This is a genomic window from Lysinibacillus agricola (assembly GCF_016638705.1).
GTDB classification, from domain to species: Bacteria; Bacillota; Bacilli; order Bacillales_A; family Planococcaceae; genus Lysinibacillus; species Lysinibacillus agricola.
The window spans coordinates 1804962-1821706 of record NZ_CP067341.1 but is presented as its reverse complement, the minus strand read 5'-3'; the positions used below and the strand labels follow the sequence as shown (position 1 = coordinate 1821706).

The window sequence follows — 16745 nt, the reverse complement described above, 5'->3', positions numbered from 1 at the left end:
ACTGACGAACCAAAATGGTCACCAGTTTTTTTGTAAACTAGAGGTATTATTTTTTGTTTTTATTTTTGTTATGTGAATCTTTTTTTTCTACTTTTTTCACTTCTGTTGTTTTTACTTCAGTGAAATCTGCTTCTTCCCCAATCTCCATACCATAGCTTGGGTTTCGGTCTATGCGAGTATGAGGATCAAGGTCTTCATCCTCATCAAATCGCATAACAAGAATCGGTATAGATATTAGTCCGGCTAACCCAACGAATGCATAAATCCATCGTGACAATACCGCTGTTTGTCCACCGAACAAATAGGCAACTAAATCAAATCTAAAGAATCCTATGAGTCCCCAGTTGATTGCTCCAATGATGACTAACACTAATGCGACTCTATAAACTACGCTCACGTTTACACCTCCTTCAATTGTAAATACGAAGCCAGTTATACACTTGAAGATATTCTTCACATGTATGAAATGCGTCGCTACTGCAGAAAAACCTGTCATAACAAGTGATAAAATTACAAATACTTATTGTAATTCAATCGTCTATTTTGACGGTCTTATTTTTTGCAATAACCGCTGTTTTATACAAAAGGCATACCTAGGCTAAGTTATTATTACAAAAAAAGGAAATTATTATTTTTAGATTAGAGAATCAAAGGTATTAAATCACTTTTTTAATGGCTCCTCATCTTAGGCTTGCTAACAAAAATTTTTTGTACCTCCTCTAAATCGTCTTACTATTTGATTTTTCATGCTGAAGTAGCCATTCCTTTCTCCACATTCCACCGGCATAGCCAGTTAGCGTTCCATTCGAGCCAATTATTCGATGACAAGGAACTACGATACTTAATTTATTTTTGCCATTTGCACTTCCTACAGCTCTCACAGCTTTTTCATTGCCAATGGAAACGGCAGTCTCTTTATAAGTCGCTGTTTCACCATAAACGACACTAGTTAAAGCAGTCCATACCTCTTTTTGAAAGCTAGTTCCCTCAAATGCATAAGAAAATGTAAATTCATGGCGCTCACCGATGAAATATTCATGTAGTTGCTGTTGACATTCTAATAAAACTTGAGGTGTTTCTTTTTGAGGAGCATTTACTATTTGATCTTGCTCTGAAAACATTATTGAATATATCTCTGTATCAGAACCTACTATTTCAACAATGCCGATAGGAGAGTGATAATCTAATTTATATTGTTTCATCGTATAGTGACCTCCATAAATAAAAAGTGGCATAAGCCTGCCAGCCTTCCCAATGTGTTGCGATGCTCTTAATTTCTTCAATAGTCGGCTTACGATTTAATGCTAATTGATTTTTCAAGGCATTATGAAGACCGACATCTGCAATAGGAAATGAGGTTGGATCTTGTATGCATTTCATTAGCACATAATCAGCTGTCCATGCACCAACGCCTCGAATCGCCATTAAGAAATTTTTACTTTTTAAAAAATCTTCTTGTTGAAGCAAGATCTCTTTTGTCAATTGTCCGCTTGCCATGATTTTTGCAATATCTATAATGAACTCAGATTTTCTAAGTGTAAATTGCAAATTTCTTAAGTCATCCACCTGAATAGCGGCAACTCTTTCATATGTTGGAAACAGCCAATAAGTTTCTCCTTCAAATGTTAAGCTTTCTCCAAATTGTTCTACAAATCGTCTTTTTAATGTGTATGCGAATGTTAAATTAATTTGTTGTCCGATAATGGCCCATACGAGTGCTTCGAATAAATCTGGCATGCCTATTATTCGTAAACCATAATATTTTTTAACAAGTGGCTGCAAAATTTTATCTTCTTGAGCCATTTCATAAAAACTATTCAGATTTCTTTTTAAATCAAACCATTCACAAATGTACTGTACAATTTTTTCTTGAGTACTTTCAGATGGTGTGTGTACTGGAAATTCAACTTTGATAGAATTTGCTTGATATCCTATTTTACATAAAATATTCTGTCCATTCACTTTAAGCAATTTATATAAATAACCGTCTTTAATTCGATGAAGCACCTCTTGACTAGATCTATTTAAAAAAATTAAACACTCTCTATAATTAAATTCTAGAGGAGGGTAAATCTCAATATAGGTTTCATTATTGATCCAATTCATATCCTTAGCTCCTTATTGATCTTGGGTACGGTATTCACTAGGCGAACAATGTTTTAAATGCCGAAACACTTTGTAGAAGTTTGATGGACTTTGAAATCCCGCTTCATAGCAAATTTCAAGATTTGTATAGCTTGTATTTTTCAAAAAATATACAGCTTTATCTATTCTCACTTTTTCTAAATAGGTACGCGGTGTTTCACCAGTTTCTTGTTTAAATAGGCGTTCAAGATGGTATGGACTAATCCCAACATGATTAGCAATATCCTGTAATGTTAACTGTTGTTTATATTCATTTATTAAATAGGCTGTTACTTTTTTGATGAGTTGAGTATGTGGAGAGTGTTCCACTTCAGGCTGGCACCTTTTACATGCACGATATCCAGCACTCTCAACCATTTGAATATCATCGTAAAATTCTACATTTATTTTTTTCGGCTTTCTCGATTTGCATGAGGGACGGCAATAGATTTTAGTAGTCTTTACAGCTGTAAAAAATAGCCCATCATATGTTTGATCACAGGCCATAATTTTCACCCACATTTCTTCAAATGAAAGATTGATTTTGTTGTCCACTAAATTCCATCCCCTTTGCAGCTATTTCCCATTACTGGCCTGCCCCTAAGTATTTGCTCTATTCATTGTTTCTAAAATGGATACTGCATCTAAAAATTCCAACTCACCATTTGCCTATCTCCTTATTGTTTATTAGCCTCCATATTATCAGGAAATAGTTATTCATTTCGTCCTCATTCTTGCTCTTATGGTCTTTGATAATCGAAGGAATCCTAAACAATCTATCTTCTTTTGTTACTAATTGTCTTAACTTTTATTTTAATCTTTTATTTAGTATTCGTAAAAATCCTAAACATAGAATAAAGTGTGATATATTTACATAACACTCTATTTTAAGAGCACCTTATTTAACCTTACATCAGCATACTAGAAACTGAAGGATAGGGATTAGGATAGGAGAAAGAATACATGATGAAAAATAAAATTATTAAGACCAAACTGTTATTTTATTTTTTTATCGTACTTATATTTACTTTTACACAATTCAGCTTACCATGTCATGCTGCAGAACTATCTGAACCTATTATATTGGGACAGCATTATGATGTTTTTCGTGACTCGTCAAAAAAAACCACAATAGAAGATTTAGTAAGTGGTACATATGACAATTCCTTTGTTACTAGTAAAGAGAATTTTTTATTCTTTTGGCATACGAATGATACGATTTGGCTACGATTAGATACCGATGAACTATTAACGGATAAACAGGAGTCATACTGGTTAGAGGTAACAGACAAGCTTGATAGCATTGAAATGTTTATAGTGAAAGAAGATGGCTCCTATAGTGTTCAAAAGAGAGGCATTTCAAATATTGACGATCAAAAAATTCATTATCGCTCTAATTTATTTCAAATCCAAGACCCATCCGTCAAAGAAATTTATATAAAATTAGATGGCGAATTACCATTAAATTTAATTTCTTATCTTTTCACAACGGATAGCTTTGTCAATAAGATTATCGACTATAAATATTTAACAGGAATTTTTTATGGATTCTTATCAGCATTATTAATCTACAATTTATTTTTATTTTTTTCGTTAAAAGATAAGGCTTACTTTTATTATGTTTTGTATATGTTTAGTTTTATCCTCTATCAAGCTGCATTGAATTCTTTAGATATTGAGCTAATGGGGCACCTTTTGCCTAAATGGTATTTTATAAAATCCCCCGCGATAAGTGGAATTTTTTTACTATTGTTTATGCTTCTATTTTGCAAAGAGTTTCTTGAACTAAAAAAATATTTACCACAATTCCATAAAACCGCTAATCTACTACTATGGATCACTATACTTTCTTTAATTGCTTCCTTCATTGTCCCTGATGTTACGATTACAGATAATTTTACAATTATTTTTGCTGTAGTAGTCTTTATTTTTCTTTGGTTATCAGGAATATTTGTGTTATTAAAAGGTCAGAAAATGGCTAGATTTTATTTGGTAGGTTGGACAGTTCTACTTGGTTCCATCATTGTACAAGCATTGGCTTTTTTAAGTATAATTCCATTCCATCCAGTTATATTTGAGGATATTCCTGCAGTTGGTGCTATTTTTGAATCTATATTTTTGTCATTAGCATTAGGCGATAAAATCAATATTATAAAAAAAGAGCATCAAGAAATGCAAAAAATGCTAAATGAAACGCTCGAACATAAAGTAAAAGAACGAACACAAGAGCTAGAAAGGGCAAAACTTGAGCTTGAAAAATTAGCAAATACAGATCGCCTTACCCAAATCCCAAATCGTGTAAGGTTAGATTATGTATTAGAAGAAGCATTTGAACATGCTCAACATCAAGAGGTTCCGTTCTCTATTATTCTACTAGATATTGATTATTTTAAAGAAGTAAATGATGAGTTTGGCCATCAAGTAGGCGACTTGGTTTTAATGAACGTAGCAGAGATATTGCAAAATACGATTCGAGAGCAAGATACAATTGGCAGATGGGGTGGCGAGGAGTTTTTAGTTTTTTGTCCTCAAACTACACTAGATGATGCTGTAAAGCTTTCTGAAAAGCTACGTCAACAATTAGAAAATCATCAATTCCCTGTTGTGCAGAGAAAAACTAGTAGCTTTGGGGTAACTAGCTATGCAGATGGTGATACACTAAATACATTATTATCAAGATGTGATAAAGCATTATATCGAGCAAAAAAACGAGGCAGAAACTGTGTTGAATTTTTAAAAGATGATGTCAATGTCTCCTCTCAGTTGTAAAAAGCAAAAAAAGCGTCAATGACAGTTCTTGTCTTGACGCCTCTTTTTTTTCAATTATTCGATTATATCAGATGAGTATTTGCGGATGTGTGAAGGATTAACATCTTGAGGAATTGGATTTTGATAAATCTCATTTCCTAAACGTTCTTTTAGCTCTTGCTTTGCTTGTTCAATTAATTCCGGTTGCGCTAGCATCGCAGCTGCAGTGGCAGCCATAACTTTCCCAGCATGAAGCATCCCTTTATGAGCGATAGATGTCGTACCTGTAGCAACGGCCTGCCAAGAATGCAGTTGTGTCCCTTGTGCATGACATGTCGTTGTACATTGTGCAGTTGGGACAACCCAGCTTACATCCCCCACATCTGTTGAGCCTGGCATCGTGATAGTTGTAAATGCTTTATTGTAAGGGAATAACGTTGTTGATAATGCTGTATCCTTTTCCTTTGCAAGTAGCTCTCTAAATACTGGAATAGCGGCCAGACCTCCTCCATTCTTTTCCTGCTCAGAAAGAGTCTTTCTAATTTCCGTAGCAAATTCATAATCTTGTTCACTGAATTGTGGTGTACCAAGTTGTGTAAACTGTTCAAACATTATTTGCTGCATTGTATGGTTTGGAACTAGATTAGAGCATGCTTTGTCAAAAATAATTTCAACATTTGTACCTGTCATTAATGCGGCACCCTCAGCAATCTTACAGACACGCTCATAAATTTCATTGACTTGGTTCGTTTTTGGTGCACGTACTAAATAAAGAACACTTGCATCTGCTTGAACAATATTCGGCGATAATCCACCTGTATTGGTCACTGCATAGTGCACACGTGCTTCTGGAATTATATGCTCACGAAGATAGTTAACTCCCACGTTCATAAGTTCAACGGCATCTAGTGCACTGCGACCTAAATGCGGTGCCTGAGCTGCATGGGCAGAACGTCCAGTAAACTTAAAGGAAGCTTGAACATTGGCTAAGGAGCTCGTACACATCATTAAATTATGGTCAGCAGGATGCCAGCATAAAGCAAAATCTACATCATCAAAAAGACCTGCACGGACCATTAATGTTTTGCCAGAGCCCCCTTCTTCTGCTGGACAGCCATAAAATCTGATTGTACCAGGAATATTATGTTTTTCCATGTAATCACGTAAAGCTACTGCTGCTGCAAAGGATCCTGTACCGAGAAGATTATGTCCACAGCCGTGACCATTTCCCCCTTCTTGAGTAGCAGCTTTCATTGCTGCCCCTCCTTTTTGACTTAAGCCAGAAAGTGCATCATATTCTCCTAAAAAAGCAATAACAGGTTTCCCACTTCCATAGCTACCGATAAAAGCCGTTTCTAGGTCAGCCACTCCCTTCTCAACTTGAAAACCTTCACTTTCCAATGCCGTGCATAATAATTCAGCAGATTGAAATTCCTCAAAACGAATTTCGGCAAAGTTCCAAATTTTATCGCTGATATCTACATATTTATCTCGCTTATCTTCAATAATTTTGGATATTTCATTTATATAAGAATTAGACATAAATCGTTCACTCCATTTTCTATTTTTATTAAGCTGTTGGATTTGTAGTTATTGATGTTTTAGTTCTTAAAGTTGTCGCTGTTAGAATAGGAATTATAACCATAACCATTAAGAACAAGAATGCTGCTGAATAAGATCCATTAAATAGCGAGATGATGTACCCCATTATAGATGGAGATATTGCACCAGCTATCTGACCACCAAAATATATAAACCCTGTTGCCGTTCCAATAACATCATGTGAGAAATATTTAAGTGGTAAAGTTAATATCGTTGTTGTAGCAAACAAGCAGCCCGCCAATGTTAAAGCTTGAAATGTTACAATCATCGTAATTGAAGAAGCGTTCGTCATGAAAAATAAACTAATGCCTGCAATAAAAGCACCAAACATAATTAAATATTTCTCTTTACCAACAGCAAATTTATCAATTAGCCAGCCTGTAAGCACTACAGCAATTAATGCTGCTAACGCAGGAATTATTGCTAGTGCTCCCATCGAAACCATATCTAAATTTTTTTCCTTTACCATAAAAGTCGGCATCCACGATGTAAGTCCCCAATTGACAATACTGACGCCAAAGTACATCAACATTAACTGCCAGAGCATTGGCATTTTTAATAATTTTTTTAGTGGCACTTTCACTTTAATAGAATTTGCCTCTTCTCTGTATTGAGTGTTTGGCTTTAATAAAAAATAAAGGACAATCGTTAATAGGAATCCTAAAACACCAAAAATAAAGAATAAATTTCGCCAGCCAATAGAAATTATTAAAGCTGCAGCTACAATAGTCGAAATCATACTACCAATAGTAGTAGCAGCTGTAAGCGTTGACTTTGCACGACCTCGTTCTGATTTTGGAAAATTGTCCGCAATTGCTAATGTGCTAGCTGCAGGAAAACTTCCTTCGCCAATCCCAAAGAGTAAACGAATCACAATAAGTGATACAAATGACCATGCAAAGCCAGTCAAAATCGTAAAAATAGACCACAATAAAACCGAAATAAGAATCATACGTCTTGCCCCATATTTATCTGATAAATATCCCCCAACTAACTGCATCACTGCATAACTCATGAAAAAGACACTGATAATTAACCCTGCTTGCGTCTCATTTAAACTAAACTCCTCCGCAATAGGAATGATTGCTACATTCATAGATAGCTTATCCAAATAATTCACAATCCACGCTAAAAATAAAATCCCAAGAATTATGTACTTCTGCTTACTTGTGTTAGACCTTTCCAATAAGAGTCCCCCTTGTGTTTTTCTATTTTCGGACATATTAAAGACTGTCTTAAATGATTATAGAGGATACTTATGAAAAAAATCAACAATATTCAAAAAATAGGCTTCAATATTGCTATAAGATGCAAATGTCAAATATACTAGAGCTAATAGAAAAATCTAGGAGGAGAATTCATTTTGATTCGAATCGGTGTGATTGTAGCGCATAATTCTCTACAAGATGTTTTACCAATCAAAGAACAATTAAAAGAACGCTGCGAATTAACCTTTTTTACATATAAAAAGCTTTCTGAAATTAAACCATTATATTTAGAAAACTATTTATTTTTTGATGCAGTTGTTATGAACGGTCTAGCCCATTTAGTATTGCAAAGTTCAAATGTTATTTATCAAATACCTACCTACTACTACATGGCAAATGAGCGAGATTTTTATAAAAAGCTATTTCATATCAGTAGAAAATATCCTAACTTGGACTTTTCTAAAGTGACATTTGACTTTAGTGGATATACAGATTTAATTAAATTAGAGGAATTATATTTAAAAAATGAAGAGGCACATATTATCCATTTAGATATTACGGATAAATTTTATGAGGAATTATTAGAAAGACATATCGAATTAAATAGATCTGGAAAGGTAGATCTATCTATTACGGCTTTTAGTAATATATTAGACAAACTTTCTGAGCAAGATGTGAACGTAGAGCTTATCACAGCATCTCCAGAAACGATTTTAGAAGTATTTGAAAAAGTTATTTTAGAGGTCCGACATAAACAATTATCAGAAAGTATTATGGCGATTGGTGAAATAACAGGTGATGCCTTGATTCCTTCTAAGATTGAAAATACAAATGCAGAATTTAATCAAAGCTTGTTGCATACTACGCTATTGGAATATAGTAAAAAGAATCATTTAACGATGATTATACAAAAACAAAGTGTTCATTTTGAAATTTTCACCTCTCAAAAGGATTTACAAACGATGACTAATAACTTTTCACAAGATGCATTAGTAGAGGTTTTATCGGAAAACTTACCGTTTGCCATTAATATCGGGTGGGGAGTTGGTCAAAACATTGATGAAGCTCGGAAAAAAGCACATATCGCCAATCACGAGGCACAACAACAGGAAAAACCATCATTTATTATGACAGAAAGTGGTCAACTAATAAGCCCAAATACAGAAGAAAAAGTTGTTTTACAAATGACAGAGGAAACTCCTGAGCTACAACGCTTAAGTGAAAAATTAAATATTTCCCTCCTTTTAATCCAAAAGATTTTATCTGTCATTGAAAAAACAAATACAAATGAATTATCCTCTGCTGATATTGCCTTACATTTAGATATCACCATCAGAAGCTCTAATCGCATACTGAACGAGCTAGAAAGTAAAGGCGTCGCTGAATTAATTTATAAGAAGCATGAAAAACTTCGCGGCAGACCAAAGAAATTTTATAAGATTAACTTTCATCAAGGGGAATCGTAAAAAGAGATTGTGTGTAATTAAATAGCAACTAGCCCTCGCAGTCGCGTCCGTGTCGTCGTGGGCTTTCTTTGTGAGGTCAATTTTTATTCAGCTTTATAGCCTTTGTTGTTCTTGAAGGTTTTGTTTTTGCTCCTCTTGCTACACTATTCGCTCAGGTTGCCCAGTTTTCCGCTCCGCTTGAAGCACTATCCGCGTGGGTTGTCTCGCTTTTTGCTCGGCTTGCCCTACTTATTGCTCCGCTCAACACTCTATTCGCTCAAGTACTCATTTTCACTCCACTCCCAGCTTTCTTTGCCCAAGCACTACTTTTGGGGCTAAATTCCCAACTCTCTATCCCTCAAAAAAAAGCGTCAATGACAGTTCTTGTCTTGACGCCTACTCATTAGCAATTGCGGACAATTTCCCAAAATCAGAACGAGATCGTGCAAAGTCAAAAGTTAGGCTCTGCCTTACCCCACAAACATTTTTGGGGCACTTTTCCCTTATGCTCTTGTGTTTGTTTCAACAAAAAAGAGTAGCAATTTTACTCTTTTTTGTTGTGATTTTCTTTTTAGTTGTATCTGGTACATCCTATTATTATTGCTAAATCTAAATATGATTTGGTGGAGGAATTTAATTATTTTTATTCAATTCTTCTATAGGTTTTGACAATTCCATTTCGCTAACGCTTCATTTTGGTATATTCGACAATAATTGTATTTTCGTATTTTTTATTCTAAGCTCTTTTTCTCTAAATTAAATTTTTCTTTTTCTAAATTAAATTTTTCTTTTTCTAAATTAAATTTTTCTTCTTGAAATTTATAATATTTTTTAGTCGAAGAAATACCCATAACTAAACTAACAATTACAATTAGTGATAGTAAAACTAAAAGCAACTCCATAATTTCATCTCCCATTCACATTTTATTTAGACAATATTATAAGATATGATAATTTTAAATAAATTAACTACAAAATATTTACTATATAAATAACAAAAAAGACCTAAAAGGCCTTTTTTTGTTATTTAGCGCATTCAAAGCTATACGTATTCCCAATCTTCCACCAAGCTTTTTTAGGTTCTCCATTAAGACCAGCAGTATCCCCACTATCCAGAATAGGTCGTCCACCATGCTTATAACATGTATCAACTAAATACTTCTTTTCTTGCCAGTTCATATATTTACCTGTGAAATAGATTGCAGCTCCAGTTAATACACCAATAATTCCAGCTCCAACCCATACTATTACTGGAATTGCATATACCACAGGCTCATCATTATTTTGAATACTCATAGTAATTTCTTTTAATTCAGCTACTCTATCTTTAGAGATATTTTTTAATTGTGATTCAATACTATCTAACTCTTGTTGACTAAAATCATAATATACAAGAGCTCGTTCTTTATCAATATTCATTAAACCATCATTAGTAAAATAAACACTAAATCCTAAAGCTTCTATTTTTTCAGCTGTTAAATTATTTATTTGCAATTCATTTGTTGAATTGACACTTTGAGCCGAAACACCAGTAGTAATTGAGAAATTCACAAATAATAAAATGGAAGCAATAACAAAAAACCTCTTGATAATATTCTTCATAACAATAAAAATACCCCTAATATATTTAAAATATTAATACTTTCATTTCACTAGAAATATTATTATCCCTCCTCATCACTTTTTGAATATATAAAAATGTATAATTTTTACTTTTTATAAAAATATTACATTTTTATGTATATCATGTACATAATAACATTCATTTACATAAAAGGATAGTGATTGTAACTACTATCCTTTTATTATCATTTATTACCTTCTGACTTTTCAATAAATTCAGGCATCAGTTTCCCTATAAATTATGCAATATTTATACACGTTGTAGTCGGTGATTCAGCCGAAAAAAGCTGTCACGACAACAATGTATAGAATCTTGTATACACAATAATTGGTTATTGAATCAAAAAGGCAGTAATGACAAGGAGTTGTCCCTTGTCATTACTGCCTTTAATATCGGGTGGGGGATTGGTCAAAACATTGATGAAGCTCGGAAAAAAGTACATATCGCCAATCATGAGGCACAACAACAGGAAAAACCATCATTTATTATGACAGAAAGTGGTCAACTAATAAGCCCAAATACAGAAGAAAAAGTTGTTTTACAAATGACAGAGGAGACTCCTGAGCTACAACGCTTAAGTGAAAAATTAAATATTTCCCTCCTTTTAATCCAAAAGATTTTATCTGTCATTGAAAAAACAAATACCAATGAATTATCCTCTGCTGATATTGCCTTACATTTAGATATCACCATCAGAAGCTCTAATCGCATATTAAACGAGCTAGAAAGTAAAGGCGTCGCTGAATTTATTAATAAGAAGCATGAAAAACTTCGCGGCAGACCAAAGAAATTTATTAGATTAACTTTCATCAAGGTGAATCGTAAAAAGATTGGGTGTAATTAAATAGCAACTAGCCCTCGCAGTCGCGTCCGTGTCGTCGAAGGCTTTCTATGTGAGGTCAATTTTCATTCAGGTTTATAGCCTTTGTTGTTCTTGAAGATTTTGTTTTTGCTCCTCTTGCTGCACTATTCGCTCAGGTACTCATACTTTTCACTCAACTTCCAGCTTTCTTTGCCCAAGCACTACTTTTGGGGCTAAATTTCCCGCTCTCTATCCCTCAAAAAAAATAGAACAGCGACCTGTTTATCGCTGTTCTATTAACCTTTTATGTTTCTTGTACCTTGGCAAATGCTCTTTGCATTGCAATTTCTTTTCGTTTTTCTTGAGTTACTCGTTGCCAAATTACAACAGTAATCAAACCAATAATCGCTAAGGCCAATAGAATGGTAAAGAATACTTTATACCCTGTCGTTCCACCCCAGTAATCTAAACAAGCTCCTGCAATAATTGGCATAAAAATTTCTCCACTATATCCAATAATCATTAATGGCATAGAAATTGTTCCTGTTGTTTCTACAGGATAGTCTCCTTCCACTAATATTGCGAAGTGCAATGCTTGCAGAGCATACATTGACGTATAAATAACCGCAATGAAAACTAACAACATTAAGATTAAAGTAGCTTTTCCAGGTAAAACAATGAGTCCAACTAAACCGATTGTTAATATAACATATCCTATTAAGACCATATTTGAAACACCTATTCGATCCCCAATCATCCCTGCACTAAAACTTCCAATTGGACGGCAGTATTGAGAAAAATAGCCCAAAGCGGCAGCGATTAACGTAGAAGCACCAAATGCAGCTGTTGCATAAGGAGTAATATAATAGTAACTAATGATTATTGCATAGGATGTAAAAATAAGAATGGTTGCTAACCAGGTCGTTGGCATTTTAAGAATTTTCCAAAGCACCATCCAATCAAACTTTTTAGTATTTTCATTGGCTTGAGGATTTTCGTTATCTTGACTTGAATCCTTGTAGAGTAACATAATCATTATTCCTAAAAGAAGACAAATCACAGAATAGACAACAATAACGGCCGATAAAGCCATTTTATCACTCATTCGTTTTGCAAAAAAAGCAAATATCCCTAAAATCACTGCAGATTGAACGATGTTGGTTATGCCTCGTCCCCCTTCAAAAAATCCAAAAGCTTTTCCTTGTTCATTTTCAGAACCTAGCGAGCGTACAGCTTTTACCAATGCTCCCCAGAACGTCATAATAGACGTAATTCCCCAAGCCGCATGAATCAGTAGTAACACTGGATAAGGAGGATACAATAATAAAGTGAAACCTAATACTCCCGTAGCAACCAAGGAAATTGTTAATAAATATTTCGTTTTCCAACGATCTGCACAATATCCACCAAATATATAAGAAATCAAACAACAAATTCCATACGCACTTCCTAGTGTCCCCATTTGTGTGTTGGTTAATTGAAATGCTTCTAGAAAAACATCATAATAATAGTTTCTAAAATAGGGCAATGCGTAAATTAAGGCTCCTGAAACAGCCAATATAACTAACGTTGCTGTATTTTCCTTTAATTTAGCTTCCATCTATTTTCTCCTCTCATGTTATTTACAATCCAAAACGTTCAATTTTTTGATCCCATTTCTTCTGAAAGGCGTATCTGTCGTTTTCTTTAATATCCATATCTCCGACAATTCTGAAGTTTTCTTGATCCGATGTTTTAGTAATCGTAATATTAGCGTCAATCCACCAACCGTCACGGCCTATTTTCATTTTTTGATAAATCGTATACTTGGCAGAAAGTGGATCAGAATTGCTTAATGTCAACTCTCGCTTCAAATTGTGTTCAACTGTCACGTCAATCTCATCAAAGCGATAGATTCCTTCACCAAATACCCCACCAACACCGTCTGTTATACATGTCCAAGTATCACTTAAAATATCATACGAAATAGAACGATCGACTCTTCCTTCTTGAAGAATAGTGATCGGTGTTAATGGAGCACTTTCTGGATTCATATTTGGTCCAGTAATTTGATTGCCATTAAAGATTGGCAATGAGAACGTAGCAGTTTCTAAATTCAATGTAAGTGTTGCATCTTCAGGCATCGGCCAAAACATTGGCCAAAACGTTGTGGCAAGCGTTAAACGTATACGATGCCCTTCGTTAAACTGGTGCCCACAACAATCTAGATCAACAAACGCTTTTACTTTTTCACCAGGTGTTAATAAATCTACACGATCATGGCCATTTAAGTGTGTTAAATTCATCACGCCATAGGACACTCGGGTAACAGCCCCATCCGGTGCAACATCTGATAGTTGAGCAAAAAGCATCGCCTTTGATTTGTCGCTCATTAATTCTACTTCAAATCTTGGATAACCAACGATTTCTAATGGGGTTTCTAAAACTTCACTTTCAAATACCCTTGCCATACCATCATCTAAACGTTGGTCTGCAGGACTTTCTCCAATTACCCCAGCCCCCATCCATTCTCCTGATAAAAGACCATGGTTTAATGGCGTTTTCAACAGTACTTGCTCTTCTTTACCATTAACACCTTCCAATAATTTACCATAAGTCAGTTGATATCTCTTTGTCTTAACTTCCTTTGATGGCCATGATTCAAGTCCAACCCAATGTCCCTTGCTTATCGTTTTACTTACAGAAGGCGGCATACTTTCTTCTACCCACACATTTACCATTGGTCCATCCATAACATCATTGTCAATTCCTTTTAGCCAGCGGTCCCACCATTTCACTGCCTCTTGTAAAAAGCCCATTGCTGGACCAGGAACACCGTCATGTGGATAAACATGCGCCCAAGGTCCAATAATCCCTTTTCTAGGAACAGTAAGCCCTTTCATCAAACTTAATACTGTATTTGAATACGCATCTTCCCAACCGTCAATCGCGAGAACAGGAACTTCAATTTCATCGTAATTTTCACAAACTGATCCATGTTTCCAATACTCATCCCTTGACTGATGTTTTATCCATTGTGCCATCCATAATGGCATATTTTCTAATCGTTCCAACCATTTCTCACGCCAGCTTTCCCCGACAATATGAGGATCAAGAGGTCGAAGTTGATACGCTAACATAATAGCGCCCCACCAGAAATTATCGTTTAAGAGACAACCACCTTTATAGTGAATATCATTGTTATAACGATCATCTGTAAAGCCTACTGTAATAATTGCTTTTAACGCTTGGGGCCTTCTTGCTGCTACTTGAAGAGAATTAAATCCTCCCCATGATTTGCCCATCATTCCAATATTCTCATCACACCAATTTTGGTTTGCAATCCATTCAATTACTTCAAGGGCATCATCTTGTTCTTGCTTTAGATATTCATCTTTTAATAAACCATCCGACTCCCCAGAGCCCCTCATATCTACTCGGACTACCGCATAACCTTGTCCTGCAAAGTAACCGTGCATCGGTTCGTCCCTAGTTCTTGTTCCATCTGTTTTTCGATAAGGTATATACTCTAAGATTGCTGGCACTTTCTGACCTTTCTCAACTTCAGGTAGCCAAATACGACTTGCAAGTCTTGTTCCATCTTTTAACACAATCCACGTATTTTCAATGGTTTGGTATGTATACGGAAATTGTGTAATAATTTTTTTGTTCATTATCGAAATCCTCCTTTTTCAGGAATTGAATGGGTAAAAAAACTATAATAATCGCCATCATAATTATAAATATTCGCAGTTATTTTATAATCATGATTATAAAATAACTGCGTCTAGTATATCACTCGGTAATTTAAAGCGCAACTTAGAATATTCTGAATATTACAAGACCTATTTAACTTTGAGATGGTCATAGTTATGATATAATCAAGATTAAATTTAGCAATATTGGAAAAAATATTGATCATCACCAAAACGTGTAGTTGATTTTCGTTCCGACTGGGCGCTTTGTTGCTGACGCTTCGCTTTCGCACAGATAAAACAATTGTAGCTGCCGCTTTGCTTTCGCTACAGAAAACATTTGTTGTTGCTGTCGGAGCAAAGCTTCCTGGGGGCGTCCGACGAGCCGCTTGGGCCAAAAGGATGCTGGTCACGAAGGCGTTATCACAGGACGTGATGCTTTTAGCCTTCGTTCCCCTATTTGCTCGCTCCAGGTCTCATCTGTGACGCTGATCCCCAAAGAGTCGCCCAGTCTTCACTTCAATCAACTTATATACAGGGCATACGTTTTAACAAATGTCATCCACAACTTTCGGTGATGAGCCAAAAATATGAGCCTCTATAAAATGAACCCAAATCTTTATAAAACTTTAAATCGCTGAATTTTAATAGGAGAGAGTACTGTGAAAAAGAAAGAAATACAATTAAGCCGAATGTGGAAATACTTTGTGGACGCAACAGCGGAGATTATTGAAGAAGAAGGGCTGGAAAATGTGACAATCAGGAAAGTTGCAGATAAAGCAGGCTATAATAGCGCGACGATCTATAACTACTTTTCAGAAATCTCTCATCTAATCTTTTTTGCTTCCATGAAATTTATGAAAAGCTACACAAATGAAGTCGCTATTTACATTCAAAAAGGTAAAGATCCAATTGAAAAGTATTTATTGGCTTGGGAATGCTTTTGCCAACATTCCTTTCAAAAACCACAAATATTTCATGCCGTTTTTATTATGGACTTAGGTGAAACCCCTGAAAAATTACTACAACATTATTATCAAATCTATCCGAATGATTTAATTAACATTCCGGAAAATTTAACATCCATCCTATTTGAACATAATATGACAAAACGGGGCCGTTCCATGTTAGAAATTGCCTTGAAAGAAGGATACTTAAGTGAAGAAAATGTTGATTCAATCAATGAATTAACCATTTTAATTTGGCAAGGGATGTTTACCAATATTTTAAATAACCGAAAAAGTTATGATGCGGAAAAAGCAACTAGAATTGTGATGAACTATATATCTGAAATAGTCCTTAACGCTAACTTATTTTGTTTCCAAAACAAATAACTAAAAAATTGACATTCTTTCAACGGAAGTTAAATATTTCTATTTGTTTAATCCAAAAGATTTTCTGTCCTAGAGAAGAAAAGTTATTTTTATAAAAATGAATTATATTATTATAGTTTGCCCACGTAGTCACCTTAGGTCTACGTGGGCTTTTCTTATTTAGTATTAATTGGTTGTTGTATTG

At 34.7% G+C, this 16745-nt stretch carries 15 protein-coding genes; 4 read left to right on the top strand and 11 right to left on the bottom strand.

Annotation, left to right across the window (positions count from 1 at the left end):
* Window positions 1–46: 46 nt before the first annotated feature.
* The 4 genes from FJQ98_RS08690 to FJQ98_RS08675 all read right to left on the bottom strand — a co-directional run bounded on the left by FJQ98_RS08690 (window position 47) and on the right by FJQ98_RS08675 (window position 2679).
* Window positions 47–397, bottom strand: a complete 351-nt coding sequence (locus tag FJQ98_RS08690; protein ID WP_053593528.1) for a DUF378 domain-containing protein — start codon at window positions 395–397, stop codon at window positions 47–49.
* A gap of 322 nt (window positions 398–719) precedes the next feature.
* Window positions 720–1202 (bottom strand): methylated-DNA--[protein]-cysteine S-methyltransferase, encoded by a 483-nt coding sequence (locus FJQ98_RS08685; RefSeq protein WP_053593529.1) that lies wholly within the window; start codon window positions 1200–1202, stop codon window positions 720–722.
* Complete coding sequence (locus FJQ98_RS08680; protein ID WP_053593530.1) at window positions 1189–2106, bottom strand: DNA-3-methyladenine glycosylase family protein; 918 nt, start codon at window positions 2104–2106, stop codon at window positions 1189–1191. The genes FJQ98_RS08685 and FJQ98_RS08680 overlap by 14 nt, the downstream gene beginning before the upstream one ends.
* A gap of 12 nt (window positions 2107–2118) precedes the next feature.
* Window positions 2119–2679, bottom strand: coding sequence for a bifunctional transcriptional activator/DNA repair enzyme AdaA (locus FJQ98_RS08675; RefSeq protein ID WP_082339864.1), 561 nt, complete (start codon window positions 2677–2679; stop codon window positions 2119–2121).
* 408 nt (window positions 2680–3087) lie between these two features.
* Between FJQ98_RS08675 and FJQ98_RS08670 the strand changes: the two genes are divergently transcribed.
* Window positions 3088–4893 (top strand): sensor domain-containing diguanylate cyclase, encoded by a 1806-nt coding sequence (locus FJQ98_RS08670; RefSeq protein ID WP_241774513.1) that lies wholly within the window; start codon window positions 3088–3090, stop codon window positions 4891–4893.
* Window positions 4894–4947: 54 nt separating this feature from the next.
* Here FJQ98_RS08670 and FJQ98_RS08665 read toward each other — a convergent pair whose 3' ends face one another.
* Window positions 4948–6414 (bottom strand): M20 family metallopeptidase, encoded by a 1467-nt coding sequence (locus FJQ98_RS08665; protein WP_053593531.1) that lies wholly within the window; start codon window positions 6412–6414, stop codon window positions 4948–4950.
* Between the two features lie 28 nt (window positions 6415–6442).
* Complete coding sequence (locus FJQ98_RS08660; protein WP_241774514.1) at window positions 6443–7660, bottom strand: MFS transporter; 1218 nt, start codon at window positions 7658–7660, stop codon at window positions 6443–6445.
* 177 nt (window positions 7661–7837) lie between these two features.
* Between FJQ98_RS08660 and FJQ98_RS08655 the strand changes: the two genes are divergently transcribed.
* On the top strand, window positions 7838–9148 hold the full coding sequence (locus FJQ98_RS08655; RefSeq protein ID WP_053593533.1) for a hypothetical protein: 1311 nt from the start codon (window positions 7838–7840) through the stop codon (window positions 9146–9148).
* Between the two features lie 710 nt (window positions 9149–9858).
* Here the strand turns inward: FJQ98_RS08655 and FJQ98_RS08650 are convergent.
* Both FJQ98_RS08650 and FJQ98_RS08645 read right to left on the bottom strand, forming a co-directional pair.
* A complete protein-coding gene (locus FJQ98_RS08650; protein WP_158002987.1) occupies window positions 9859–10029 on the bottom strand; it encodes a hypothetical protein in 171 nt (56 codons plus the stop codon).
* A 121-nt stretch (window positions 10030–10150) separates the two neighbouring features.
* A complete protein-coding gene (locus tag FJQ98_RS08645) occupies window positions 10151–10729 on the bottom strand; it encodes a hypothetical protein (protein WP_053593534.1) in 579 nt (192 codons plus the stop codon).
* Window positions 10730–11085: 356 nt separating this feature from the next.
* Between FJQ98_RS08645 and FJQ98_RS08640 the strand changes: the two genes are divergently transcribed.
* Window positions 11086–11595, top strand: a complete 510-nt coding sequence (locus FJQ98_RS08640) for a hypothetical protein (protein WP_143114643.1) — start codon at window positions 11086–11088, stop codon at window positions 11593–11595.
* 262 nt (window positions 11596–11857) lie between these two features.
* On the opposite strand, the gene FJQ98_RS08635 is transcribed toward FJQ98_RS08640, so the two are convergent.
* The 3 genes from FJQ98_RS08635 to FJQ98_RS27170 all read right to left on the bottom strand — a co-directional run bounded on the left by FJQ98_RS08635 (window position 11858) and on the right by FJQ98_RS27170 (window position 15588).
* Entirely contained in the window at window positions 11858–13153 is a 1296-nt protein-coding gene (locus FJQ98_RS08635) for an MFS transporter (RefSeq protein ID WP_053593536.1), read from the bottom strand.
* A gap of 22 nt (window positions 13154–13175) precedes the next feature.
* Window positions 13176–15206 carry a CocE/NonD family hydrolase gene (locus tag FJQ98_RS08630; protein WP_053593537.1) on the bottom strand — a complete coding sequence of 677 codons (2031 nt, stop codon included), beginning with the start codon at window positions 15204–15206 and terminating at the stop codon, window positions 13176–13178.
* Between the two features lie 247 nt (window positions 15207–15453).
* Window positions 15454–15588, bottom strand: a complete 135-nt coding sequence (locus tag FJQ98_RS27170) for a hypothetical protein (RefSeq protein WP_281399301.1) — start codon at window positions 15586–15588, stop codon at window positions 15454–15456.
* Window positions 15589–15889: 301 nt separating this feature from the next.
* On the opposite strand from FJQ98_RS27170, the gene FJQ98_RS08625 reads away from it, so the two are divergent.
* Window positions 15890–16561 carry a TetR family transcriptional regulator gene (locus FJQ98_RS08625; protein WP_241774515.1) on the top strand — a complete coding sequence of 224 codons (672 nt, stop codon included), beginning with the start codon at window positions 15890–15892 and terminating at the stop codon, window positions 16559–16561.
* The last annotated feature ends 184 nt before the right edge of the window (window positions 16562–16745 follow it).

Excerpts from the sequence above, each read along its gene's own strand:
- FJQ98_RS08645 (WP_053593534.1), bottom strand. The coding sequence starts at position 10,729 with ATGAAGAATATTATCAAGAGGTTTTTTGTTATTGCTTCCATTTTATTA.
- FJQ98_RS08630 (WP_053593537.1), bottom strand. The coding sequence starts at position 15,206 with ATGAACAAAAAAATTATTACACAATTTCCGTATACATACCAAACCATT.
- FJQ98_RS08650 (WP_158002987.1), bottom strand. The coding sequence starts at position 10,029 with ATGGAGTTGCTTTTAGTTTTACTATCACTAATTGTAATTGTTAGTTTA.
- FJQ98_RS08635 (WP_053593536.1), bottom strand. The coding sequence starts at position 13,153 with ATGGAAGCTAAATTAAAGGAAAATACAGCAACGTTAGTTATATTGGCT.
- FJQ98_RS08680 (WP_053593530.1), bottom strand. The coding sequence starts at position 2,106 with ATGAATTGGATCAATAATGAAACCTATATTGAGATTTACCCTCCTCTA.
- FJQ98_RS08665 (WP_053593531.1), bottom strand. The coding sequence starts at position 6,414 with ATGTCTAATTCTTATATAAATGAAATATCCAAAATTATTGAAGATAAG.
- FJQ98_RS08670 (WP_241774513.1), top strand. The coding sequence starts at position 3,088 with ATGATGAAAAATAAAATTATTAAGACCAAACTGTTATTTTATTTTTTT.
- FJQ98_RS08685 (WP_053593529.1), bottom strand. The coding sequence starts at position 1,202 with ATGAAACAATATAAATTAGATTATCACTCTCCTATCGGCATTGTTGAA.